Genomic DNA, 16,684 nt, shown 5'->3' with positions numbered 1-16,684 from the left:
TGCGGGATCTCTTCTGTGAACCACTGCCACAATAATTCAAATATCAGAGGTAAAACCCATGAAACGACAGATTATCAGTATTAATGACGAGCTCTGCACCGGCTGCGGTGAATGCATCCCCGACTGCCCGGAAGGTGCAATCCAGATCATTGAGGGAAAAGCAAGGCTGATCAGTGATATCTTCTGCGACGGACTTGGCGCCTGTATCGGTACCTGTCCGGAGGGTGCCATATCCATCATCGAACGCGAGGCAGAGCCCTATGACGAATGGGAGGTGATGCGTGGTATCGTCCGGAAAGGCGATGCGGTGATCCGTGCCCATCTTGAACATCTTGACTCACATGGCCAGCTGGATCTCTATGAACAGGCGGTTGCCTACCTCCAGGAACATGATATACCTGTACCCTACCAGGAACGTGGGCCGCAGGGTGATGCCTGCACCCACCCTGACTGCCCCGGCAGCAGCGGGGGACCCATCAGCAGGGCAGGGGATACTGCCGGGGATGCCGGGATGGGCAGCGGCGCTTCAGAGCTGCGGCAGTGGCCTGTCCAGCTCCGCCTTCTCAATCCGGCTGCCCCCTGTTTTGATGATGCGGATCTCCTCATCTCTGCGGACTGCGTCCCGTTTGCATACGGAAACTTCCATGCGGACTTTCTGAAAGATCGTGTCCTTCTGATCTTCTGCCCGAAACTTGATTCGGATATTGAAGGGTATATTCAGACCATGACTGAGATCCTCACCTATCACAGGCTCCGTTCGATTCTGGTGGTTCATATGGAGGTTCCCTGCTGCAGCGGCCTGCGGTATGTTGTTGAACGGGCACTTGAGGAGGCAGGAGTGGATATGCCGATTGAAGAGAAGACGATCACAATAGAGGGGGGGTTGCGGTAAGTACCGCTCTTTGGACAGCTGTCTGGCAAAAGTGTTTCCGAACGCTCCAGATGGCTGACCATTCCCTGACTGGTCTATACCCATGCAGCAGCTGACAACCATTGCCCGTCCCCTTGATCCCTCGTACCCGACGAACAATGCGATCACCATCCTGACGCTCCTTGTTTTTGCCGGAGGGCTTGGCCTCTCCCTATACCTGGGTGCTGACTTCGCAGGCGGGATCCTGTCGGGAACGTCGTGGGCTCTTGCAGTATTTCTTGCATGGGCAATTGCAAGGGAGCTTGATCCGGACTCTGAGTATGCTGCGTTTCTGCCTCCCCTGATCTGCATCTGCCTTTTCGCCTTCATCCCGCAGCCAGGACTTCTTGTCGCTCTCTTCCTGCTGCTGCTTCTCAGGATAATAAACCGGACAACCGGCCAGCCAGCCGGGGTGCTTGACTCAGCAGCCCTTCTCCTGCTGGGCGGCTGGCTCTTCCAGGGGGGGTTCTGGGTGGCTGGACCAGCAGCTGTGCTGGCTTTTCTCATTGACTGGAGGTCAAAAGATCCAAATCCCCGCCAATGCTGGTTTGCTGCCATTGGATTTTCTGGAATGATCGGTCTTCTTCTCTATGGAGATCTTCCTCATATGATTTTACCCGGCTCATCTCCCCTATCCTGGCTTCTTCTCCTTGCACCCCTTCTCTTCCTCTCCGTTATAACGAGGCCCGGACAGGTTCGATCTCCTGGTGACAAAACCGGAGATCCCCTTGATAAAGGACGGGTTCAGGCGGCCGGACTGCTCTGTCTTTCTCTACTCATTCTGGCATTTACAACAGGAGGCAGCGGGATCATGGCTATGCTGCTTGTGCCATGGGCATGCCTGGTCGGTCTTGGGGTGTATGGGATGTATATCCGGCTGAAGGGGACTACATTGTTCTGAAATATCGGGTTTAATCTCTGAACTGGTTTTTTCCGGGTATTAGCTCCAACGCTTTCCGGGTTCTGCTCCAATGAATAGAGCTGGTGTATCAGGAGGCTGGAACATATTGTTCTGATCAGGGGAGCAGAGCATCAGGTAAATGAATGATTGGTGTGCCAACCGTCATAGAACGGCAAAATACGCCCCCTCTCATTGACGAATCCACTACCTGAGTCTTCTTCTCCACACCTGTATTCTCATTTCGCACTCTGCCCTTGGGAGCCAGCGCTTTCCCTTTAACATTCTCTTTAGAGCATTGGCTCCTTCAGGAGGAACGAGCAGTCTTCTGTTCACCAGATGATCGAGAAGCCAGAGCGTTCCATGGCAGGTGATTTGGTGAGCTTCAGCAAACGTTCTTAGGGCTCCATCACCTGATATCAGGATTCCGCCATACTTGACCGAAAAGAGATAGGCAGAGAGGTCTTTGGGAGAGAGTTCAGGGTGTCTCTCCATGATTTCCATAATCCTGATTAATTCATCTGGTTCAAGCTCATTGATACTGATTCCAAGTTCTTGTAACTGAGTGCGGGTATATGATCGGTTGATCTCCTCATCGGCGATGATATCCGAAGTGATGAACATACACGGACAGGAGAGAAGGCAGCTCTCTATCTCCCCTACAATGAGATCCAGCATGACCGATGCATCGAGAATACAGGTGATCTCTTTCTTGTCACCTTTATCTGGTGCTTCATTCATGCTGATCTCTCTACCCACACGTCTCCTCCATCCCATGGTTCACCTGAGTGGAAGAGACCGGATCTGCGTCATTCTCCACCAACTCATCGTTATCAGCCAGCTCCAGGTAGCGTGATTCTGTGATCATCTTTTCGCTCAGGGCATGAAGGAGGAGGAGCTTCATTCGTGTGGGAAACTCTGGCGGCTTCTCTCCTGGTTCTTTCTTTCGCCATCCACGGGCATTCAGTTCTATACAATGGCGTGCTGTTGCATCTTTATTGATGATACCGCAATCCTTTGCCCGGTATACCCATGCTGCCATACTCAACCCGTACTTCAGTTTCAGGAGCCGGAGCTCACGGAACTCAAGTCGTGTTCGTTTTGAGCCCAGTTCATTGACAACAGAATCACATGGCACAAGAAACGCAGCAGCAAAGCGTTTTGCTGCGAATTCAGAGACTTTTTCAGGAATTTCCTCGGATCGTACCCCCGCTTCTGCAACGCTCCACACTCCACTGTCCTGAATAGTATTTTTTCCAGGAGTGAGCCAGGAATCCATCCCGATGGCCGTTATAAACTCAGGCTCTATCTTCAACAGGAGATGACCAAGTTCATGAGCGAGACTGAACCGCTGCCTGCCCCAGGTCATATTTTTATTCACAACAATGATCGGGTGTTCGTTATACCAGAGGGTCAGGGCATCAAACTTCTCAGATGCAGCAACTACAAAAACCCTGATCCCATGCTGCTCAAGGAGATCGATCACATTCATGATGGGTTCAAGGCCAAGTGACCAGTCTTTTCTGATCTTTAGAGCCAGATCCTCAATATCATCCGGTGACCTGATCCTGCAGTCATCCTGACCCGGTAGATCGAGGTATTGCTCTTCTCCAAGAATCCGCTCGATTGTCAGGTACCGCTCAAGCCAGTCCTGGGTGCGGGCGAGGATCATTGCTTCTTCTCTCTTCGGGAGGGCTTTCCTCCGCCGGTATCTGGGTAATTGCAGTGTACCTGATACTGGCCTTAAAAAGTACTCTACCCTCACACCAAGTACCTTTCCAAGCGCAAGCAACATCCCCGATCCCGGAATCGCCAGACCGTTTTCGTACTTGGAGATCATCATTTTTGATATGTTAACCTGGTCGGCCAGAACCTGCTGTGATAAACCCGCCATCTTCCGGGCGGCTTTGATCCGCTCCCCGATTATATTCTTTGAAACCACCTCAATCACCGTCTCTGGTGTGTGTTTGGTTTACAAATTTTTAATAATTGTGGTTATTGTAAACCAGCCTGCTCCGGCGATACTATACCTATACATCTCTATTTGCCACCTATGATCCCTGATCCTCTGGGACCTCCAAACAAAATAGCATCATACCTATACCGGGAGACAGTTTGATGATTGCCAGCAGAGGTGGGAAACAAGCTCTCCTGTCTCATATGTTTAGAGAAGAGATTCAGAGGCAGGAAAAAAACCAATATTTATGAGCATTCCTGTAGAAGGATAGTATGAGCAGGGAATCCTGTTTCACGATAGAAACAGAGCAACAGAACCAGGAGTGACCGGATAATGCAAAAGTATGAGTATCTATGTGTGGCAATTGTTGGGATGGGGGAACGAACAACAAAAATTTTAAATGAATATGGTCAGCAGGGATGGGAACTTGTTGATGTCGTATGGATCTATCATTATTTCAAAAGACCGCTCAATTGATGGCCTTCAGGCTGAAGCAGAAGATGATAGTCCGAATAGTTGATGTGTTATAATCTGCCAGCCTCCAGGGCTACACCTGTTGCAGGCGTGGCAGGGGGTGACGCAGAAGAGATCAATTACCAGTTTTATCTGTTTTCTCCCTCTCTCCACTTCCATTTGCGATAGTATATGACGACAAACAAGAGCACAACTCCAAGCATGGTGCCTGCCAGAAGAACAGGGTGGTAAAAAGCGCTAAAAACACTTTTAGATCCGCTATAGGCCACTGTATCGCCCTGAATGTGCGTATCTGAAGCAATTTGTGTGGCTTGTTCTGTTTCTGTCACCGAAAGCAGGGTATGTGACAATCCGATCTCATTCTCTTCAACCAGATGACCGGTAGCATACACTATTCCATTGCTGAAAACGATACAGCATAGCAGAATAATGACGATCATCCACTCTCTACCTGTACTATTCATAACGCTTCCCCCTCTCCCCGTTTTGTAAAGTGTGAATCTATGCGAGATAGGACATATGCATACGCCATTCCCAGTGTGACTCCAAATATGAACACGCCCTCTGAAATCCCATGAATTGCGCCTTCATAATGACGTATGAGGATAATGGCAAGAAAAAGCAATACGAAAAAGCACGAGGTTATGAGCAAACCAACTTTTGTTTTCTGTTTCATGGAACACAACTCCAAAGAAAAAAATTCATTTTATGGGCAACACCACATCGCCTGCTTTGTTTTCTTCACTCGTTTATTGAAGCCCCAGGAAGCAAACGCTGAAATAATGGGTGTTCCTCTCTCACACAGCGGATCCCGATACTGTATGATTGATTGGAACGTGTAATAAACATTCTCGTCAAATGATCGAACTTTGTGTTATTGAATACCTTAAAAGTGATAAAATTTCTCCATCTCTTCAGAGGAACAGCCAGAAGCCGCCTATCGTGACACCCCGTCTCTTCACCTCTCCCCCTGATCTGCTATAGACTCATCCACACCCTTCATCCCCCGTCACCACCAACATCTATCAGACAACCATGGGCGGCACAATAAACCCAAACGAAAAGCCCCTCCTCACCGACCCCCCCTTCTACCTGCGAGAATTTGAGGAGTCCCACCGGTACATCATCAATGAGTATGCTGTCGAGCCAAAGGATATCGGTATATTCATTCCCTGTGCCATGCGGAAGCCCTACAGCACAAGCCCAAGCCACCAGCTCATCAAAATGATCATCTCACAGGTCTTCTCTGAAGATCAGTATCATATCGTTGTCTTTGGAACCTGCGGGATTGTGCCGTCAGAGCTTGAGGAGATGTACCCCTATGCCCATTACAAGTACATGCTCGGCAAATGCAATGACCAGCAGGTCCTTGATGACTTTCTCAGGATCGAGACCGACCGGGTCGCAGGGTACCTGGAGAAGACCCGCCATCTCTACCGGTACCGGATCGCCTACTGCCTTGGGATCTTCCGGGAGGCATTCATCAGGGGGGCAGAGCAGGCGGGTGTCAAAATTGATCTCATCCTCCCGACAACAGATGTCATCAACCTGATCGTTGAGCAGGGGGATTGTGCCTTCCAGGAAGGTTCACTCTCAATGGACGAATATCTTGGGGAGCTCTGTGAAGAGCTGGTTCTGTTCAGAAACAAACACTAAAAAAAAGAGTAAACCAGCCCTCTACACCAGCGGTTCCGGCATATTTCCCCCGGTTGCCGGGAGCTTTGCTTGTTTGATCAGGACCTGTTCACCAGACTGCCGGATCTTTTCGATGATCAGTTCTTTTCCTTTCTCTGTCATTGCAAAGACCGGGACCGATATCCCGGCCTGCAAAAGCGCTCTCTCACCGGCAAGCTGCCGGACTGGCCCTGACGCACAGGCTGTCACAAGATCAGATGCGTCCACGAGCGCTTCTGCCTCCTCCCAGGTGAGCCCGGTTGTATGGACACCAATGATCAGCACATTCGGATACAGCCCCCGTATGGCTTCTGCGTCCTGCGGCAGTGCCACCGTGACTGCGATTCCGGTAAACCCTTCTGCAAACGCACGGGCAGCGCCTCCAACCTGATCAATTGTTGCAGTCTCAGGATAGATGACGATACCTCCGCCAGCCTCTATCCGATCAATCACCGACTGGTATGGTGTGGTGGAGACAAGCCCCGACATCCGCCCACCAATTCCCTGTACCATTGATGGCCGTGTCGCAATGACCGTTCCTGCACCATCACAGGCAAGAACTGCCGCATCCAGCATGCCGGCTTTCATCCCGAAACTGATCATCTCGGAAGCACCGAACCCGACAAATTCCCGGTCATCCTCGACCTGCCGGTCCGGGGTGCACATCCCGAATGCCTGTATCCGGTGGGCAATGTTTGTGGCAATATGCTCTTCTGTCATCTCCGGGATCGGATATGCAAACCGCTTCGCAAGCGGGCAGTCGCGGATCAGTGGCTTGCTGACCGTGATGACTTCACCATCCCTGATCACAATACGTGCCCTGCCAATCGCCTCGATAATATGTTCATCTCTTCTCTCTTTCATAGCTCCTTTCTCCTCTTGTTATCCTCTTGTTATCCTGGTAATCAGTCACTCTCTATTATACAATCTCTATGCCGGCTGACCCATCCCTGCTCCAGGGTGTCATCTGCATGACAACACCCCCACCTCTTCTGTCTCACCTGCGTCCGCAGTCCGAACAGGATGGGTTCTGTTCAACTGCTATCTCATCCACTTTCGCCCGTTCGCCATCCCAGAGGAGCAGCCGGTTTGTGAGGAGCTCACCTCTGCCGAGGAGATACCTGAGAACCTCGTTTGCCTGCACCACACCGATGAACCCGGCAGTTGTTCCAAGCACCGGGAACGTCTCCTGTGGCGGGGGATGGGGGAAGATGCACCTGAGGCAGGCTGTCGTTCCCGGCACTATCGTTGTTGCCTGGCCTGAGAATCCGTTTATGCCTCCATGGAAGAACGGGATCTCCTTTTGGAGCGCCGCTCTGTTCAAGAGATATCGTGTTCCGAAGTTATCCATCGCATCAACAATACCATCAGCATCACCGACTAACTCCGGCAGGTTGTTATCATCAATTGTGACAGACTCGGTCTCGATTGTTATCTCAGGATTGATTGCCTCAAGTTTCCGGCGGGCAGAATCAACCTTTCTCCTCCCGAGATCGGCAGTTCCATGAAGTACCTGGCGGTTCAGGTTCGAGAGATCAACGGTATCATAATCTGCAAGAATCAGTCTGCCCACACCGGCAGCCGCAAGGTAGAGCCCGATGGGTGATCCAAGACCTCCAGCTCCCGCTATGAAGATGGTTGCCTGCTTCAGTCTCTCCTGGCCGTCTTCGCCAATCATCATGATCTGGCGGATGTATCGTTCCTGTTCGTCTTCAGACAGCACGTATTATCCCCTGTAGTACTCCAATCGCTCTCTTCTCTTATCTCTCTTTTCTTCATATCTCAACCAGATGTCTTTGCCCATAAAAAAAGCATCCTGTTCCTTCAAATTACGTATCCAGCCCGCTCAGCACCCGGCAGACAGAACAGATATCCCCGCTACAGACCTCACCGCAGCGCCGGCACCAGGTCACACTACCACTCCCCGGTAACGCATCTGTGGCACAGTCTCCCCCAAATAGTTCCCGTACTCCGTCACGTGCTGCGATAAGGTTCATCTTTGTTCCGGGATGGTGCAGCTCCAGCTCGGCAATCATCTCCCGGACCTCACCCCGGAGTGCGGTATGGGCATACGGGCATTCAGGCAGATCCGGAAACGCTCCCCTGACCATCAGGTAGATGACAATCTCTTTCTCCGAGAGGGGGGAGAGCGGTTTTATCCTCGGAATGAAGCAGTCCGGGTATCCGGAAGCGGTATCCATCACGAGCCGGGGAAGATCCCCTCTCAGGACATTCATCAGGACTGACTGGCTCTCGTCATCAAGGTTATGGCCGGTTGCTATCTTTGTTGCCCCCGCCCTGCGTGCTCCTTCAAGCAGTGCACGCCTCCGGAGCACGCCGCAGACAGTGCAGGCTTCGTTTTCCCGGCCGGCAAGCATTGCATCAAGATCATGTCCATACAGTTCGGAGAACGATATTTCGATCTGGTCGATCCCAAGCTGCCGGGTCAGGTTCGTTGCAGCAGCTCTCGTCTCCTCGCGGTATCCGTCAATACCCTCATCAATGGTGATGGCGGTGAGGGAGACGTCTCCTGGTGGATCCAGAATCTCAGTCAGGATCAACAGAAGAGCGGTGCTGTCTTTGCCGCCGGAGAGACCAACAGCAATCCGGTCTCCGGGAGTTATCATGGTCATGATCGCTGACTTCACCCGCTCTTCACAATCCATTCTGAAGTGGTCTGCACAGAGCAGGCGGTCAGGGGAGGTGAGCCTGGCAACAGCTGGTTTTGTGCATATGGAGCATCCCTCATCCTGCTCACCAGGCTGTTGTACCATCTGCTCTTCCATTTTCTACCATCCAGAAAACTAATTCAATGACCAGCAGGTATGTACTCATCCTCCATGTGAGACAGCAACGATCCTGATGAGATCATCTCCTTCTGCCATGACATCTTCCGGCACAACTGTTCCATTCCTGATAACGATCACGGTTGTCGGGTTGCATCCATACATTCGGAGCAGTTCAGTGATTTGAACCGGGTCTGGTGGGAGGGTATGGCTACTCCTGTCTGGAAGAATCACCTGCATAGCGTATACTAATCTGGATCATACAGCGTCATAAACTTCCTGATTCAGGGGAACACCTCTCCCGGCCTCTTCCCACCTGCCCCCTGGCAATGACCGGGATCAGTATTGTTTATCCCCAAGAAGCACCAAGGCATGTACCTGACCTATGTCATCAGGTATCGCAGGCAGACCATCAGCTATCATGCTCAGTCAGGGGAAGGTCTCCGGATTGCAGATCCAGGACGAGGAACCAAAAGACGCACTCATCGTTCTTGGCTGTCCGGAAGTCCCGGTACAGCAGGCACTGGCCCTCTATCTTGCTGACCGGCTCAATGACGACGGCTGGAACCTGACCATTGCCGGGAATCCTGCAGTATTGCACCTTCTCAAGGTCTCGGATCCCAAGAAGGTGTACATCCGGGAGCTTGTTGAGCTTGAACGATGTATTGAAGAAGTATCTGCAGAACAAAGAATACCGGATCTGGTTTTTTCCTTCGTCCACAGTGATGCGGGCGTATCCTATACACAGACGATCCGCTTTCTCTTTCAGGGACGCATGGTTGTGCTTGTCTTTGGCAGGAATGCCGAAGAACTCACCACAGATCTGGAAATACCATGTGATCTCGTGATGGACCCGGCAGTCCATAACCCAAACAAAATCAGGAGAAGACTGGACCAGCTGATGGGGTGGGTGACATGATATTGAGGATAGATTTTCTAAAGAAATGTCGTCTATTTCAAAATCAGCAATCATTTGTAGTGTTTGGAAGCAGGCTGCCTGAACCCGCCAATTGCTCTCTCACAATTTTCTGGTGATGCAGGATGGGATGCGTACAGAACCTTGGATATGAGGTAATACTTGAATATACCTCATTCAAAGAATGCAGGGCATATATCGAGAAGCACTTCAGCGAGATTTACTTCGTTGATCCAGGATTTCTCCTCTTTGAAAAGCGGATGATCGGAGTCCCCCCGATTGCACTTGCTATTGAGGGTGAAGATACTGTTATACTCCCCTATACAAAGCCATGTTTTGGCACCTATCTTCTTCGGGTGCGGGATGAGGAAGGGGTTGCATATGTCAGGGAGAATGCAAGACGGAAACCGTAAGTTATTATATTGCTCTCTCGAGAGAACAGGTCAGAACCCCCTGTTCTGATCGCGTTTTCTCCTCCATCTCTGACTCTTCTCCTGTTCTGACTCTCCTGCTGCTGCAAACCGCCCCGCATTGAGGCCTGTAGCGCTAATAGCACTTCCATTGCTGCTCTTATCCTTCTGTCCGCTCCGAGAGCACCCGGAGCGCCTCCCATGCGGCATCCTGGACAATATCTTTTTCATCCTCAAGCAGGGGACGGATCAGTTCAGCAACAGCAGGATCGCCGATCTTCCCAAGCGCCTCTGCAGCCGCTGCCCGGACCTCTGCCCGCTCATCTCCAAGCAGGCGTGAGAGTGTGGGAATAGCGCGAGGGTCATGGATCTCCCCGAGCGCAGAAGCCACCCCCCGCCGGATCCAGCGGTCTGCACCATCAAGACAGCTGATCAGGGGCTCGACCGCATCCGGATCCCCAATGGCACCAAGTGACCTGATCACGACAAAGACCACATCGCCCTCCGGATCAGAGAGGGATCGGATAAGCGCAGATACCGCAAGTGGATGGTGAATCTTTCCAAGTTCGGTTGCCGCCTTCACCCGGTACGGGATGCTGACATGGGTGAGTTGTTCAACCAGAATATTCACACTCTTGCCATCCCTGAGCACCTTCCTCTGGAGCACCTCCATTTCGTCTTCTTCCCTGATGTCCAGACGTCATCGCCTCCTTTCGGTGGTACTCACCCTGATCAGAGGTAAAAGTATCTGCTCATGTCTTCTTCCCGCTCCATTAGTTTCACTTGAATTGCACCCTCTTTCCGGGTTGCACTTTACGGGTTCTTCTCCATATTTCTGAAGGTCATTACTATCCAAAGGTCATAATAATACATGAATAGTCTCAATTCGCTATTGTCTGACCAATGTAATTAGTAAAATTCATAATATATTCTGACATTCATAAATTTACTTCATCTTCTGTCCTTAAGCTTATTGGTAGTAGAAGAGTCAGAGATAGGCATGGGGTTACGTTGGATAAGGGCTCTGATATTTGCGTGTCAGAAGCCCCCACCGCCCGCGTTCCCGTCCGCAAATGCTTCGCAAGAGAGGTTGTACTGGCTGAACGCAGATGCTGGCGCGGGAGGGGCGGGAATACTCCGGGGGCAGCCAGAGGAGATATGCCCCGATTCTACGAATCGTCCTGACGGATTGCTCTTTCGAGCAAGGGCTTATCACCTCTGTCCGCCTGATCCTCATCGATTGACCCCGCCCCCCGATACCCGCGCCGCAACTGCTTCACTCAACTCCCAATTATCCGGTTGCTGCATCAGGATCTCTACTCAGGATCTTTTCCCACGTTCCGAAGAATTCAGGAAAACCTGGCAATCAGAATTTTGGAGAAGAGTCATAAATTTTCTTCCTGCTTGATTGTAGTCTCTGGATCCCAGGTAAACAACATACTTTCCCGCATCGACTTGATAGAATGGCTATATTCGAATAAACACTGGTTTTAAGTGGATGTGGGTTAATAGTGGCACTGGATGAGTTCATGAAGGTATATTTTGATGTGTGCTGTTTATGCCGACCTTTTGATGATCAGGAGTCACACCGGATCAGAATAGAGACCGAAGCGATAATTGCAATAATCAGCCAGTGTATGGTTAATTGGGTTTTCGTTAGCAGTGAGGTTGTAGAATATGAGATCGCCCAAATGATAGATGCAGAAAGAAAAAAATCGGTTGAAAATATTCTTCAATATTCTAGCGAGAGAATACCGATTAATACAGATATTATTGCTCGTGCCCGATTTATTCATAATTTGGGTATTGATACATTCGATGCTTTGCATATTGCATCTGCTGAAAGTTGCAATGCCATATTTCTTACAACCGATGACATGCTCGTCAGAGGTATTAAGAAGCACAAAGATATACTCTCTACTATTGTAAACAATCCAGTACAATGGCTCATGGAGGTGGAATCAAATGGAAACAAAAACACTCAATGAAGTCAGGATCAAGGGTTTTGAAGTGCTGATAAAACACCTTGGCCCTGTAGATACTATCCGCTTTATCCAGAGTTATTCCCATGGCAGCGGAGACTATACACGAGATCGCAAACAGTGGCTTGAAAAAGATTTTGATTCTGTTGTAGCGGGTATTATGGAACTCCGAAAGCAACGTGAGGGGTGATTCGCCCCCCCCTCTCCTGAAAACGAAACACCTCATACAATACCCCACCATTTTATCCCCTTCCGGCATCCTGATTATCCGTGAGGACAACACTCTTCACACCCATGATCCCACCAGGCGATCTCCTTGAACGGACACGTGACTATCTTTTGAAACGGGAAGCCCTCTTTGCAGAAAATGCCACACGTTCAGGCGATGCAATCCGGAGATATGATCGGAAAAAGGAAGATATCCGGTCGCCGTACTCCCGTGACGCAGATCGTATTCTCCATTCGCGGGCATACGCACGCTACATCGACAAGACACAGGTATTCTCTCTTGTCGAAAATGATCATATCACCCATCGCGTCCTCCATGTTCAGCTCGTCTCAAAGATATCCCGCACAGTCGGGAGATCCCTTTGCCTGAACGAGGATCTCCTTGAAGCGATTGCGCTTGGCCATGATATCGGCCATATTCCCTTTGGCCATTTTGGAGAGAAGTGCCTCTCCCGGATCTGTCAAAACGAGAGAATCGGATCATTTCGGCACAATGTCCAGGGTGTCCGTTTCCTGGATGAGATTGAAAATCTTGACCTCACCCTCCAGGTGCTTGACGGAATCCTCTGCCATGACGGAGAATCAAATGCAACAGAGCTGACTCCTGATCCAATACCGGAAAAAGACGGGTTTGCAGCCTTTCATGAGCGCCTGAAGAGAGCTGCCGCCGGAGAAGCGGTGATCCCTGCCACACCGGAAGGGTGTGTCGTCCGGTTTGCCGATACCATCGCCTATATCGCCCGCGATCTCAGGGATGCAGCTGAAGTTGGCCTGATAGCCGGTTTTTCTGATCTTCCCGCAGACATACGGTCTGTCCTCGGTGATGATGAGCGGGAGATTATCAACCACCTCACCCTTGACCTGATGACATCAAGCAGAACAGACGGCATATGCAGGATAGGTTTCTCAGATGAGGTGGGTGTTGCCTTAAACCGCCTGAAAAGGTTTAATTACGAAGAGATTTATGAGAACCAAAAGACGCGCTCCCAGGACCAGATCATAGAGAGGATGTTTGACCTGGTCTTCAATGTCCTGAAAGAGGATTTGGAAAAAGATCGCAGGCAATCTAAGATATTTTTGGATTTCCTCGATACTCCCTGGCTCTCGCAGGAGTACAAGAACACAATTTCTCCTGCGGGTGCTGTACGGGACTTTATTGCAGGCATGACGGATCGGTACTTTAACCGGCTCTACTCGTCACTTGTACTGCCAAAAAATTGTTGAATCCTATCATTAGGATATTTTTAGGCTTTCAGGGTTTTTCTCTCTTCTTTTTCAGGAGATAATCGCTATACCTGATCGCCGTATACATCCCGTCTGCGGTTGGATGCACTTCAAAGATCTCCCTCAGATCACAAACGCTCTCCCCCTTCTTTGCCAGGTATCCAAGATACATACCCATAACACCGGCAGCCGGGGAAGCTTCGGCAAACCCAAGGACTCTGCCGCTCTCCTCGTTGATTGTCAAAGACGCAATACCGGTTCTCCTCTCCGGTACAGACCAGAATGTACCTGGTCCGGCAGGGCCGGGGAGCGTGAGGGATACACCTTCGTCATCATCAGCATCCATCCAGGTATATTCATACCCAAGACTCATCGAACGCGGCAGGCAGGTGAGATCAGCTGCACTATCCCTGCCAAGAGCGGCATCTGCTGCAGCTACACCCTGGAGACGGGCAACCGGGGTGAGGCATGGCTCTCCAATCACGTCACCGCAGGCATAGATGCCGGGTACACTCGTCTCAAACCTGCTGTTCACCAGGATCTCATTATGTTCGCCTTTCCTGACACCGGTAACCATGCCGCTGTCTGGCAGGAGTCCGGCTGCGATCAGGATGCAGTCGAGGTCAAGGGTTGTGCCATCCAGCCGTACCCCGGTAACCCTCTCCTCTCCAAGGCATGCAGAAACGTTCGCATCTTCATGGATGATAACAGAAGCCAGATCTTTTGCTGCCTCTTTTGCAAGGCGTGGGGGGATCTGGTGAAGAAACCTGCTCCGGCTGAAGAGATGGGTTTCCGCTCCCATTTTGGAGAAGATATAGGCAAACTCTGCTGCCATCACACCTCCGCCGATGATCCCGATCCGCTCCGGCAGCCCTGGGATCTCTTTCAGGGTATGTGGTGTGAAGACGCCCGGACGTGTAATCCCTTCAATGTCTGGAATATTTGGTCGCGATCCTGTCGCGACAATAACCTTTTCTGCATCTGCTGCCCTGCCATCGATATATGGTTTCCCTTCCCTGATCTCACCGGCTGCGCCATAGATGACCTCAACACCGGCACTCCGTGTCTCATCATCGAGAATGGAGGCAATAGTCTGCTGTATCGCTGATATTTCCCTGATAAGTCCGGGAAAATCAATCTCCAGCCTGCCACGGGTAATGCCAGCCCTCTCTGCCAATCCTGCCGCATCCAGGATCCTGGCGATATCATTCAACCCGCAGACCTGCATGCACCCGTCATGGAGACACTGGCCGCCAAGGCTCCGCTTCTCAACCAGCGTAACCTCCACACCAGCTTCAGCAGCCCTGATTGCTGCCAGCCGTCCGGCTGGCCCTCCACCAAGCACAAGCAGCATACACTCACCGCTTACAGGAGCTCTACTCCCTCATCCATCGGTTCAGAGAGTATCTCGCCGGTGTATGCGTTCACCTCGACAATCTGCCTGCCGCGGATCTGCCAGATGGGGACATACATGAGCCAGAATACCCTTTCGATCTGTTCCCGGGAGGGTTTGAAGGTCTTCTCTTCAGAAAAGATCGCATCTCCGCTCTCAGTTTTAATCCTTACCCGCTTTGAGAGCGTGGCAATCAATGCAGAGATGATCTTTTCTTCGGCTTCATTCGCGGTGATGGATGGCCTTACAAGCTCGGAATCTGTTGGGATCTCGCTCTCCTTTGCCTCATCCGGGTTGACATCCTGTGGAAGTCCGTTAATGGCGCTGATCACGCCGGCACCTTCAGCATCAAAACTGATCTGCTTTCCTTTATATGCAGCATCTCCCGAACAGCTATACCGGTATGCCCAGTGCGGTATCAGCCTGAGGCTGGTTTTCCCCTTCTCCCCGGAGATCCGTATCGCCTCCTGCATGCTCACACGGACAGGAAGGGAGGTTATCTGCCCCGGTGTCTGGGTTGGTTTCTGGATTTCACGCTGATTGCCCCTGGTCGTCTCCCACTGGATTAACAGTGGCTTTTCGGTGATACGGGCTATTGCCGCCTCACCAGCCAGCTGCCTGAGGTCATCAAATGTCCAGAGTGCGGAGTCAGCAGGCCTGATCTGCTCATTCATGGTAACGATCAGTTTTCTGCATGGTATCTTCTCCCCGTTTTCCTCAAGGTTATATTGCTTCTTATCAAATGTCCGCGCACATGCCTGGTCATCTGAGACAAGAATCAGAATACAATCATCACCAAAAAAAGCAGAGAGATCGAAGGGATCCCCTTCTTCTTCGATATCATACCCTGCAATTTCAAGGATCCGGCGGATCTCAATCAGGGCACGACTCTTCACTGAATCATCCATACCCATACAGGTGCCCTTGAACAGAACAATATTTCGATTCAGCCTGAAGAGCAGGCGAAGGGTTTTATTGAAACCCCTCGAGGTATAGGTAATGGATCTGCCTCTCAAATTTATCCATAATCATATTGTCGAATACTCTATGCAGGTAACCTACAATCCTGTCGAAAACGAGGGAAATGTTGTCTATAATCTCTTTATCATCCCGGAACATGAGCGGGAATATGCCATCTCAACCCTGAAGAACGTGGTTTCTGCCGGAATCATGGTCGGCGACATGGTCAGGTTCATTGAAGCTGGCGAGACTCTGGATGGTGTTGGTATCCCGGAAGGAAAACTTGGGATCTGCACCCTCTGCAGCATCACCCTTGACGGCATCCTGCTCAGGAGGGGCATTGCCACAAACGCAATCGGGGGAGGTCTCATTGAGGTGGAGGCAAATATTCCCAACAGGTTTACACATATCATCCTCTATGAAGCCACCACCTTCGACCCGCTCCAGGTGATGGCATCCCAGGATCTGACCTCGGTGAACCGGGTGATGCGGGAGGGAAACGGCCATATACTTGGGAATATCAGGGAGTGCCATATGGAGGCTGAACCCCTCCTTGCCGAAATCCTCGATGAATGCGCAAGCAGCCACTTCTCAGGTATACTTGAGGTTGGTATGCCAAATGCCTCACTCCTTGGCGTATCTGTCAGCCCGCAGTATATGGGTGTGGTCGCAGTCGGGGGAACAAATCCCTTTGCTGCCATGAAGGAAGATGGCCATCCTGTCACGACCCTGGCAATAAAAGGGCTTATGGATTGCAGGCTGATGGATTCAATAAAAAGCTTCTAAACTTATTTTCATGGTTTTTCTCTCTCTACACTGAGGCCATCAAAACAACACCCCTCCTGATTTGATGGGATGAAATTCAGGGTCGT

General features: G+C 50.8%; 21 protein-coding genes. 11 read left to right on the top strand and 10 right to left on the bottom strand.

Annotated elements, in window-relative coordinates; translation table 11 throughout:
• Window positions 1–58 precede the first annotated feature (58 nt).
• Window positions 59–892 carry an ATP-binding protein gene (locus tag ABCO64_RS02235; protein ID WP_253455611.1) on the top strand — a complete coding sequence of 278 codons (834 nt, stop codon included), beginning with the start codon at window positions 59–61 and terminating at the stop codon, window positions 890–892.
• A gap of 82 nt (window positions 893–974) precedes the next feature.
• Window positions 975–1,811 carry a hypothetical protein gene (locus ABCO64_RS02230; protein ID WP_253455608.1) on the top strand — a complete coding sequence of 279 codons (837 nt, stop codon included), beginning with the start codon at window positions 975–977 and terminating at the stop codon, window positions 1,809–1,811.
• Window positions 1,812–2,015: 204 nt separating this feature from the next.
• On the opposite strand, the gene ABCO64_RS02225 is transcribed toward ABCO64_RS02230, so the two are convergent.
• Window positions 2,016–2,549, bottom strand: a complete 534-nt coding sequence (locus ABCO64_RS02225) for a PIN domain-containing protein (protein ID WP_253455605.1) — start codon at window positions 2,547–2,549, stop codon at window positions 2,016–2,018.
• A gap of 10 nt (window positions 2,550–2,559) precedes the next feature.
• Entirely contained in the window at window positions 2,560–3,750 is a 1,191-nt protein-coding gene (locus ABCO64_RS02220) for a helix-turn-helix domain-containing protein (RefSeq protein WP_253455582.1), read from the bottom strand.
• A 348-nt stretch (window positions 3,751–4,098) separates the two neighbouring features.
• On the opposite strand from ABCO64_RS02220, the gene ABCO64_RS11040 reads away from it, so the two are divergent.
• A complete protein-coding gene (locus ABCO64_RS11040) occupies window positions 4,099–4,242 on the top strand; it encodes a DUF4177 domain-containing protein (RefSeq protein ID WP_367227093.1) in 144 nt (47 codons plus the stop codon).
• Window positions 4,243–4,367: 125 nt separating this feature from the next.
• On the opposite strand, the gene ABCO64_RS02215 is transcribed toward ABCO64_RS11040, so the two are convergent.
• Window positions 4,368–4,703 (bottom strand): hypothetical protein, encoded by a 336-nt coding sequence (locus tag ABCO64_RS02215; protein ID WP_253455580.1) that lies wholly within the window; start codon window positions 4,701–4,703, stop codon window positions 4,368–4,370.
• Between the two features lie 571 nt (window positions 4,704–5,274).
• On the opposite strand from ABCO64_RS02215, the gene ABCO64_RS02210 reads away from it, so the two are divergent.
• Window positions 5,275–5,895: a DUF5591 domain-containing protein gene (locus ABCO64_RS02210; RefSeq protein WP_253455577.1), complete on the top strand. Its 621-nt coding sequence runs from the start codon at window positions 5,275–5,277 to the stop codon at window positions 5,893–5,895.
• A gap of 21 nt (window positions 5,896–5,916) precedes the next feature.
• Here the strand turns inward: ABCO64_RS02210 and ABCO64_RS02205 are convergent, their stop codons facing one another.
• The 4 genes from ABCO64_RS02205 to ABCO64_RS02190 all read right to left on the bottom strand — a co-directional run bounded on the left by ABCO64_RS02205 (window position 5,917) and on the right by ABCO64_RS02190 (window position 8,933).
• Window positions 5,917–6,777 carry a methanogenesis marker 8 protein gene (locus ABCO64_RS02205; RefSeq protein ID WP_253455574.1) on the bottom strand — a complete coding sequence of 287 codons (861 nt, stop codon included), beginning with the start codon at window positions 6,775–6,777 and terminating at the stop codon, window positions 5,917–5,919.
• 133 nt (window positions 6,778–6,910) lie between these two features.
• Window positions 6,911–7,636 (bottom strand): HesA/MoeB/ThiF family protein, encoded by a 726-nt coding sequence (locus ABCO64_RS02200; protein ID WP_253455571.1) that lies wholly within the window; start codon window positions 7,634–7,636, stop codon window positions 6,911–6,913.
• A gap of 106 nt (window positions 7,637–7,742) precedes the next feature.
• Window positions 7,743–8,687 carry a TIGR00269 family protein gene (locus ABCO64_RS02195; protein ID WP_253455568.1) on the bottom strand — a complete coding sequence of 315 codons (945 nt, stop codon included), beginning with the start codon at window positions 8,685–8,687 and terminating at the stop codon, window positions 7,743–7,745.
• Between the two features lie 57 nt (window positions 8,688–8,744).
• The gene (locus ABCO64_RS02190) at window positions 8,745–8,933 is read right to left on the bottom strand and encodes a ubiquitin family protein (RefSeq protein ID WP_253455566.1); all 189 of its coding nucleotides are present in this window, start codon (window positions 8,931–8,933) and stop codon (window positions 8,745–8,747) included.
• 151 nt (window positions 8,934–9,084) lie between these two features.
• Here ABCO64_RS02190 and ABCO64_RS02185 point away from each other — a divergent pair, with 151 nt between their 5' ends.
• Together ABCO64_RS02185 and ABCO64_RS02180 are read left to right on the top strand one after the other, a co-directional pair.
• Window positions 9,085–9,618: a DUF1890 domain-containing protein gene (locus ABCO64_RS02185; protein ID WP_253455563.1), complete on the top strand. Its 534-nt coding sequence runs from the start codon at window positions 9,085–9,087 to the stop codon at window positions 9,616–9,618.
• 122 nt (window positions 9,619–9,740) lie between these two features.
• Window positions 9,741–10,028: a DUF1894 domain-containing protein gene (locus tag ABCO64_RS02180; protein WP_253455560.1), complete on the top strand. Its 288-nt coding sequence runs from the start codon at window positions 9,741–9,743 to the stop codon at window positions 10,026–10,028.
• A 157-nt stretch (window positions 10,029–10,185) separates the two neighbouring features.
• Here ABCO64_RS02180 and ABCO64_RS02175 read toward each other — a convergent pair whose 3' ends face one another.
• A complete protein-coding gene (locus ABCO64_RS02175; RefSeq protein WP_253455557.1) occupies window positions 10,186–10,698 on the bottom strand; it encodes a HEAT repeat domain-containing protein in 513 nt (170 codons plus the stop codon).
• Between the two features lie 436 nt (window positions 10,699–11,134).
• On the opposite strand from ABCO64_RS02175, the gene ABCO64_RS02170 reads away from it, so the two are divergent.
• The 4 genes from ABCO64_RS02170 to ABCO64_RS02155 all read left to right on the top strand — a co-directional run bounded on the left by ABCO64_RS02170 (window position 11,135) and on the right by ABCO64_RS02155 (window position 13,459).
• Window positions 11,135–11,269, top strand: a complete 135-nt coding sequence (locus ABCO64_RS02170; protein ID WP_343089192.1) for a hypothetical protein — start codon at window positions 11,135–11,137, stop codon at window positions 11,267–11,269.
• Between the two features lie 267 nt (window positions 11,270–11,536).
• The gene (locus ABCO64_RS02165) at window positions 11,537–12,013 is read left to right on the top strand and encodes a PIN domain-containing protein (protein WP_253455554.1); all 477 of its coding nucleotides are present in this window, start codon (window positions 11,537–11,539) and stop codon (window positions 12,011–12,013) included.
• Window positions 11,991–12,197, top strand: coding sequence for a hypothetical protein (locus ABCO64_RS02160; RefSeq protein WP_253455551.1), 207 nt, complete (start codon window positions 11,991–11,993; stop codon window positions 12,195–12,197). Before ABCO64_RS02165 ends, ABCO64_RS02160 begins: the two co-directional genes overlap by 23 nt.
• A gap of 80 nt (window positions 12,198–12,277) precedes the next feature.
• On the top strand, window positions 12,278–13,459 hold the full coding sequence (locus ABCO64_RS02155) for a deoxyguanosinetriphosphate triphosphohydrolase family protein (RefSeq protein WP_343089191.1): 1,182 nt from the start codon (window positions 12,278–12,280) through the stop codon (window positions 13,457–13,459).
• 28 nt (window positions 13,460–13,487) lie between these two features.
• Here the strand turns inward: ABCO64_RS02155 and ABCO64_RS02150 are convergent, their stop codons facing one another.
• Window positions 13,488–14,813, bottom strand: a complete 1,326-nt coding sequence (locus tag ABCO64_RS02150) for an FAD-dependent oxidoreductase (protein ID WP_253455545.1) — start codon at window positions 14,811–14,813, stop codon at window positions 13,488–13,490.
• A gap of 11 nt (window positions 14,814–14,824) precedes the next feature.
• The gene (locus ABCO64_RS02145; protein WP_253455541.1) at window positions 14,825–15,760 is read right to left on the bottom strand and encodes a hypothetical protein; all 936 of its coding nucleotides are present in this window, start codon (window positions 15,758–15,760) and stop codon (window positions 14,825–14,827) included.
• 91 nt (window positions 15,761–15,851) lie between these two features.
• On the opposite strand from ABCO64_RS02145, the gene ABCO64_RS02140 reads away from it, so the two are divergent.
• Window positions 15,852–16,598 carry a DUF128 domain-containing protein gene (locus tag ABCO64_RS02140; protein WP_256472439.1) on the top strand — a complete coding sequence of 249 codons (747 nt, stop codon included), beginning with the start codon at window positions 15,852–15,854 and terminating at the stop codon, window positions 16,596–16,598.
• Window positions 16,599–16,684 lie beyond the last annotated feature (86 nt).

The sequence above is a fragment of the Methanocalculus natronophilus genome (assembly GCF_038751955.1).
Classification (GTDB): domain Archaea; phylum Halobacteriota; class Methanomicrobia; order Methanomicrobiales; family Methanocorpusculaceae; genus Methanocalculus; species Methanocalculus natronophilus.
The sequence above is the reverse complement of the archived record's forward strand: the minus strand, read 5'-3'. Positions and strand labels throughout refer to the sequence as shown.

Bases quoted from the DNA above. Each gene is read 5' to 3' on its own strand.
- ABCO64_RS02215 (WP_253455580.1), bottom strand. From the start codon at position 4,703: ATGAATAGTACAGGTAGAGAGTGGATGATCGTCATTATTCTGCTATGC.
- ABCO64_RS02225 (WP_253455605.1), bottom strand. From the start codon at position 2,549: ATGAATGAAGCACCAGATAAAGGTGACAAGAAAGAGATCACCTGTATT.
- ABCO64_RS02145 (WP_253455541.1), bottom strand. From the start codon at position 15,760: ATGGATGATTCAGTGAAGAGTCGTGCCCTGATTGAGATCCGCCGGATC.
- ABCO64_RS02195 (WP_253455568.1), bottom strand. From the start codon at position 8,687: ATGGTACAACAGCCTGGTGAGCAGGATGAGGGATGCTCCATATGCACA.
- ABCO64_RS02180 (WP_253455560.1), top strand. From the start codon at position 9,741: ATGGGATGCGTACAGAACCTTGGATATGAGGTAATACTTGAATATACC.
- ABCO64_RS02175 (WP_253455557.1), bottom strand. From the start codon at position 10,698: ATGGAGGTGCTCCAGAGGAAGGTGCTCAGGGATGGCAAGAGTGTGAAT.
- ABCO64_RS02235 (WP_253455611.1), top strand. From the start codon at position 59: ATGAAACGACAGATTATCAGTATTAATGACGAGCTCTGCACCGGCTGC.
- ABCO64_RS02150 (WP_253455545.1), bottom strand. From the start codon at position 14,813: ATGCTGCTTGTGCTTGGTGGAGGGCCAGCCGGACGGCTGGCAGCAATC.
- ABCO64_RS02140 (WP_256472439.1), top strand. From the start codon at position 15,852: ATGGATCTGCCTCTCAAATTTATCCATAATCATATTGTCGAATACTCT.
- ABCO64_RS02160 (WP_253455551.1), top strand. From the start codon at position 11,991: ATGGAAACAAAAACACTCAATGAAGTCAGGATCAAGGGTTTTGAAGTG.
- ABCO64_RS02185 (WP_253455563.1), top strand. From the start codon at position 9,085: ATGTCATCAGGTATCGCAGGCAGACCATCAGCTATCATGCTCAGTCAG.
- ABCO64_RS02170 (WP_343089192.1), top strand. From the start codon at position 11,135: ATGCTGGCGCGGGAGGGGCGGGAATACTCCGGGGGCAGCCAGAGGAGA.
- ABCO64_RS02230 (WP_253455608.1), top strand. From the start codon at position 975: ATGCAGCAGCTGACAACCATTGCCCGTCCCCTTGATCCCTCGTACCCG.
- ABCO64_RS02210 (WP_253455577.1), top strand. From the start codon at position 5,275: ATGGGCGGCACAATAAACCCAAACGAAAAGCCCCTCCTCACCGACCCC.
- ABCO64_RS11040 (WP_367227093.1), top strand. From the start codon at position 4,099: ATGCAAAAGTATGAGTATCTATGTGTGGCAATTGTTGGGATGGGGGAA.
- ABCO64_RS02205 (WP_253455574.1), bottom strand. From the start codon at position 6,777: ATGAAAGAGAGAAGAGATGAACATATTATCGAGGCGATTGGCAGGGCA.